General features: G+C 63.2%; 6 protein-coding genes and 2 pseudogenes. 7 read left to right on the forward strand and 1 reads right to left on the reverse strand.

Annotation, left to right across the window (positions count from 1 at the left end; all coding sequences use genetic code 11):
* The coding region (locus PFH44_RS24670) for an MFS transporter (protein ID WP_283826461.1) at positions 1-1,310 on the forward strand (1,310 nt) is incomplete at its 5' end.
* Between the two features lie 150 nt (positions 1,311-1,460).
* Here PFH44_RS24670 and PFH44_RS24675 read toward each other — a convergent pair.
* Positions 1,461-1,544, reverse strand: a pseudogene (locus PFH44_RS24675) (short-chain dehydrogenase); the annotation flags it as partial.
* Between PFH44_RS24675 and PFH44_RS24680 the strand changes: the two are divergent.
* The 6 genes and pseudogenes from PFH44_RS24680 to PFH44_RS24705 form a co-directional block, all read left to right on the forward strand.
* Complete coding sequence (locus PFH44_RS24680; protein WP_045856824.1) at positions 1,534-2,358, forward strand: urease accessory protein UreD; 825 nt, start codon at positions 1,534-1,536, stop codon at positions 2,356-2,358. The pseudogene PFH44_RS24675 and the gene PFH44_RS24680 overlap by 11 nt on opposite strands.
* 9 nt (positions 2,359-2,367) lie before the next feature.
* Positions 2,368-2,670: an urease subunit gamma gene (locus PFH44_RS24685; RefSeq protein ID WP_041147294.1), complete on the forward strand. Its 303-nt coding sequence runs from the start codon at positions 2,368-2,370 to the stop codon at positions 2,668-2,670.
* Positions 2,671-2,679: 9 nt separating this feature from the next.
* Positions 2,680-3,000 (forward strand): urease subunit beta, encoded by a 321-nt coding sequence (locus PFH44_RS24690; protein ID WP_123708872.1) that lies wholly within the window; start codon positions 2,680-2,682, stop codon positions 2,998-3,000.
* Complete coding sequence (gene ureC, locus PFH44_RS24695) at positions 2,993-4,696, forward strand: urease subunit alpha (protein WP_045856820.1); 1,704 nt, start codon at positions 2,993-2,995, stop codon at positions 4,694-4,696. Before PFH44_RS24690 ends, ureC begins: the two co-directional genes overlap by 8 nt.
* A gap of 9 nt (positions 4,697-4,705) precedes the next feature.
* Entirely contained in the window at positions 4,706-5,197 is a 492-nt protein-coding gene (gene ureE, locus PFH44_RS24700) for an urease accessory protein UreE (RefSeq protein ID WP_045856818.1), read from the forward strand.
* Positions 5,198-5,370: pseudogene (locus PFH44_RS24705) on the forward strand (urease accessory protein UreF); the annotation flags it as partial.

A 5,370-nucleotide genomic window follows, 5' to 3' on the forward strand; every position in this document is an offset into this window, starting at 1 on the left:
TTTTCCCCGATGCCTACGACCTCGGCTCCCTGGCCTTTGGCCTGAAGGACATTACCCGTGAATTCAACCTGACGCCCGCCGGCACCGGCATGGTGGCCTCGGCCATCACCTTCGGCGCCATCGTCGGCGCGCTGCTGGGCGGCTACCTGACGGATAAAATCGGCCGCTACCGCGTCTTTATGGCGGATATGCTGTTCTTCGTGGTTGCCGCAATCGCCTGCGCGCTGGCGCCCAACGAATACGTCCTCACCGGCGCCCGGTTTGTCATGGGGCTCGGGGTGGGCATTGACCTGCCGGTGGCGATGGCCTTCCTGAGCGAATTTTCTAAACTCAAAGGGCCGGGCAACAAAGCCGCCAGCGTCGCCATGTGGTGCCCGACCTGGTACGCCGCCATCAGCGTTTCGTACCTGCTGGTGCTGTTTTTCTACGCCGCGCTGCCGGAAAGCCACAGCGACTGGCTGTGGCGGCTGATCCTCGGCTTCGGCGCAATCCCCGCGCTGGTGATTATCGCCATTCGCAGCCGCTATATGAGCGAGTCGCCGGTTTGGGCCGCCAATCAGGGCAACCTGCGTGAAGCAGCCTCGATTCTGCGCCAGGCGTACAACATCAACGCCCACGTGGCGCAGGACGCGCTGGATAAACCGGCGCCGGTGGTGAAAAAAGCCCAGTGGAGCAACTATTTACGCCTGTTCCAGGGAGTTTACCTGCGGCGTACGACCCTGGCGACGCTGCTCTCGGTGGTCTCGTCATTCGCCTATAACGCCGTCGCCTTCGGCCTGCCGGTGATTATCTCCAGCTTCTTCGTGCAGTCGATGCTGACCACGATCCTAATCTCGCTGGCGCTGAACCTGCTCTTCGCCTTCGTCGGCGGGCTGCTGGCGGTACGCCTGGTGCCGCGCCTTGGGGCGTGGAAAATGTCGCTGGCGGGATACGGCTGCCAGCTGGCGGCGCTGCTGGGGCTGGCGCTGATTGGCCGCCCGGAAGGGGCCGCCGAAGGGATCACCGCGGTCGCCATGCTGGCGCTGTTCCTCTTCGGCCAGGGCTTTGGCCCCGGTGCGCATACCATGACCTTTGCCTCGCTGAGCTACCCAACGTCGCTGCGCGGCGTCGGCGTCGGCCTCAACCAAACCCTGATGCGCAGCAGCTCAACGCTGTCGCTGTTCCTCTTCCCGCTGCTGGTCGCGGCGCTGGATACGCGCGTCTTTTGGGTTATCGCCGCGGCGCCGCTCATTGGCCTGCTGTCGCTGCTGGCCATCCGCTGGGAACCGTCGGGCTACGATATCGACGCCGAGGATTATCAGGATAAATAGCGTTACCCCGGGCGCTCGCACTGAGCACCTTTTCCCCACCGCCCCTCAACCGTTCAACATGTAGCGATCCCGCCTGCGGGGGAAGGTCCAGGGATGGACCCTATCCGCAGCCGGCGGCGGTTTACGGGGATAATAAGCATAAGCTTTTCATATGATCGGGATGCTTTGCGGCCGATCAATACTCATCGCTGCTGTTTTTTCTTGAGTTTGCAGGGGCGCAACATTGCACAGCACCGTGTTACCACAGACAAAAAAAGGCTGGCAGGCTACGCTGGATCTCCGCTTTCAATCTATCGGCGATAAAACGGTCCTGACCTCTTCCCGTCACGTTGGCCCGTTAACCGTCCAGCGCCCTTTTTATCCCGAAGAAGAAACCTGCCACCTCTATTTATTGCATCCGCCGGGCGGCATCGTTGGCGGCGACGAGCTGACGATTACCGCCGCCCTCGACGGCGGCAGCCACGCGCTGATGACCATGCCCGGCGCCAGCAAGTTTTACCGCAGCAGCGGCGCGCAGGCGCATCTGCACCAGCGCTTCACCGTCGCGCCGCAGGCTATTCTTGAATGGCTGCCGCAGGACGCCATTTTTTTCCCCGGCGCGCGGGCTAATCTGCAGACCACCTTCCATCTTTGCGCCACCAGCACCCTTTTAGCCTGGGATCTGCTGTGCCTCGGCCGTCCGGTGATGGGCGAAACCTTTAGCCACGGCACCCTCGCGAACCGGCTGGAGGTGTGGGTTGATGAGACGCCGCTGCTGGTAGAACGCCTGCGCCTCGCCGACGGCCAACTGGCCTGCATCGCCCAGCGGCCGTGGATAGGAACGCTGCTGTTCTATCCGGCCAACGAGACCCTGCTCGACGGCGTGCGCGAGCGGCTCGCCGGGCTTGCCAGCTACGCCGGCGCCAGCCTGACCGACGGCCTGCTGACGGTCCGATTTTTAAGTGATGATAATTTGCTGTGCCAGCGGGCGATGCGCGATATCTGGCAGTTTATGCGCCCGCATCTGACCGGGAAACCCCCGGTTCCTCCCCGAATCTGGCTGACCTGAGAGAGCGCTATGGAACTGACACCCAGAGAGAAAGATAAGCTGCTGCTGTTTACCGCCGCGCTGGTGGCGGAGCGCCGCCTGGCCCGCGGGCTGAAGCTGAACTACCCGGAAGCGGTGGCGTTAATTAGCGCCTTTATTATGGAGGGCGCCCGCGACGGCAATAGCGTGGCGGCGCTGATGGAAGAGGGCCGCCACGTCCTGAGCCGCAGTCAGGTGATGGAGGGCGTGCCCGAAATGATCCCCGATATCCAGGTCGAAGCCACCTTCCCGGACGGCTCGAAGCTGGTCACCGTCCACAATCCGATAATCTGAGGTGTCGCGATGATCCCAGGTGAGTACCAAGTGAAGCCCGGCCAGATAGCCCTTAACGCTGGCCGCATGACCCGCAGCATAATCGTTGAAAACCACGGCGATCGGCCTATCCAGGTGGGATCGCACTATCACTTCGCCGAAGTGAACCCGGCGCTGAAGTTCGACCGCGAGCAGGCGACGGGCTATCGCCTGAATATCGCCGCCGGTACCGCGGTCCGTTTTGAACCCGGGCAAAAGCGTGAAGTGGAGCTGGTTGCCGTTGCCGGCGCCCGCGCGGTGTACGGCTTTCGCGGGGCGGTGATGGGAAAACTGGAGGCAACCGATGAGTAATATTTCACGCCAGGCCTATGCCGATATGTTTGGCCCCACCACCGGCGATAAGGTTCGCCTCGCGGACACCGAGCTGTGGATAGAGGTTGAGGACGATCTCACCACCTACGGCGAAGAGGTGAAGTTCGGCGGCGGAAAGGTCATTCGCGACGGCATGGGCCAGGGGCAAATGCTCTCAGCGGAGTGCGTCGATCTGGTGTTGACCAACGCGCTGATCGTCGATCACTGGGGGATCGTGAAAGCGGATATCGGCGTCAAAGAGGGGCGCATCTTCGCCGTTGGCAAAGCGGGTAACCCGGATATCCAGCCTGACGTCACCATCCCTATCGGCGCGGCGACGGAAATCATTGCCGCCGAAGGTAAGATAGTCACCGCCGGCGGCGTCGATACGCATATCCACTGGATCTGCCCGCAGCAGGCGGAAGAGGCGCTGGTCTCCGGCGTCACCACCATGGTCGGCGGCGGCACCGGGCCGGCGGCGGGCACCCACGCCACCACCTGCACGCCCGGGCCGTGGTATATCTCGCGGATGCTGCAGGCGGCGGATAGCCTGCCGGTCAACATCGGTCTGCTGGGTAAAGGCAACGGCTCCAACCCTGACGCGCTGCGCGAGCAGGTGGCGGCTGGCGTGATTGGCCTGAAAATCCACGAAGACTGGGGCGCGACGCCGGCGGCTATCAGCTGCGCGCTGACCGTCGCCGATGAGATGGACGTTCAGGTCGCGCTGCACAGCGATACCCTCAACGAGTCCGGCTTTGTCGAAGATACCCTGGCGGCGATTGGCGGTCGCACCATCCACACCTTCCATACCGAAGGCGCCGGCGGCGGCCACGCGCCGGATATTATTACCGCCTGCGCGCACCCCAATATTCTGCCCTCTTCGACTAACCCGACGCTGCCCTACACCGTCAATACCATCGATGAGCACCTCGATATGCTGATGGTTTGCCATCACCTCGACCCGGATATCGCGGAGGACGTGGCGTTTGCCGAATCGCGCATTCGCCGGGAAACCATCGCCGCCGAGGACGTCCTGCACGATATCGGCGCCTTCTCGCTGACCTCTTCCGATTCGCAGGCCATGGGCCGCGTCGGCGAGGTGGTGCTGCGCACCTGGCAGGTTGCTCACCGCATGAAGGTCCAGCGCGGCCCGCTGGCGGAAGAGCGCGGCGACAACGATAACTTTCGCGTTAAGCGCTATATCGCGAAATACACCATCAATCCGGCGCTGACCCACGGTATCGCCCACGAGGTCGGCTCGATTGAGGCCGGCAAGATGGCGGACCTGGTGCTGTGGTCCCCGGCGTTCTTCGGCGTGAAGCCGGCGTGCGTGGTGAAGGGCGGGATGATTGCCATCGCGCCAATGGGCGATATTAACGCTTCGATTCCCACCCCGCAGCCGGTGCACTATCGGCCGATGTTCGGGGCGCTGGGCAGCGCCCGCCATCGCTGCCGGCTGACCTTCCTGTCGCAGGCGGCGGTAGAGAGCGGCGTGGCGCAGCGCCTCAATCTGCACAGCGCCACGGCCACGGTGAAGGGCTGCCGAACGCTGCAGAAGGCCGACATGATCCATAACGGCCTGCAGCCCAATATTACCGTTGATGCGCAAACCTATGAGGTGCGCATTGACGGGGAATTAATCACCAGCGAACCAGCAGAAGTGCTGCCGATGGCGCAACGTTACTTTCTGTTTTAAGGAGTCCGGATGCTGTATCTGACCCAACGCGTGGATGCGCCGGTGCAGGCAACGGCCAGCGTCACGCTGCCGATTGATGTGCGGGTAAAAAGCCGAATCAAAGTCACCCTTAACGACGGGCGCGAAGCGGGCCTGCTGCTGCCGCGCGGCCTGCTGCTGCGGGGCGGTGACGTGCTGAGCAATGAAGAGGGCAGCGAGTTTGTCGCGGTCGTTGCCGCCGATGAGGGCGTCTCCGTCGTGCGCTGCGAGGATCCGTTTACGCTGGCGAAAGCCTGCTATCACCTCGGTAACCGCCACGTTCCGCTGCAGATTATGCCCGGCGAGCTGCGCTACCACCACGACCACGTGCTGGACGATATGCTGCGCCAGTTCGGCCTGCAGGTGAGCTTCGCCCACCTGCCGTTCGAACCGGAAGCCGGCGCCTACGCCAGCGAGAGCCACGGGCACGGCCATCATCATGGCCATAGCCACGACGACCACCATCACGGGCACGGTCACTAAATGCCGTCGCCGGAAAAACGCCTGCGGCTGATGCAGCTGGCCAGCAGCAACCTGCCGGTCGGCGGCTATAGCTGGTCGCAGGGGCTGGAGTGGGCGGTAGAGGCGGGCTGGGTGGCCGATACTCCGGCCTTCGAGCGCTGGCAGCTGCAGCAGATGGAGCAGAGCTTTTTTAC

Source organism: Klebsiella sp. Ech2A (genome assembly GCF_030078455.1).
Taxonomy (GTDB): Bacteria; Pseudomonadota; Gammaproteobacteria; order Enterobacterales; family Enterobacteriaceae; genus Klebsiella; species Klebsiella terrigena.

Bases quoted from the DNA above. Each gene is read 5' to 3' on its own strand.
- PFH44_RS24685 (WP_041147294.1), top strand. From the start codon at position 2,368: ATGGAACTGACACCCAGAGAGAAAGATAAGCTGCTGCTGTTTACCGCC.
- ureC (WP_045856820.1), top strand. From the start codon at position 2,993: ATGAGTAATATTTCACGCCAGGCCTATGCCGATATGTTTGGCCCCACC.
- ureE (WP_045856818.1), top strand. From the start codon at position 4,706: ATGCTGTATCTGACCCAACGCGTGGATGCGCCGGTGCAGGCAACGGCC.
- PFH44_RS24690 (WP_123708872.1), top strand. From the start codon at position 2,680: ATGATCCCAGGTGAGTACCAAGTGAAGCCCGGCCAGATAGCCCTTAAC.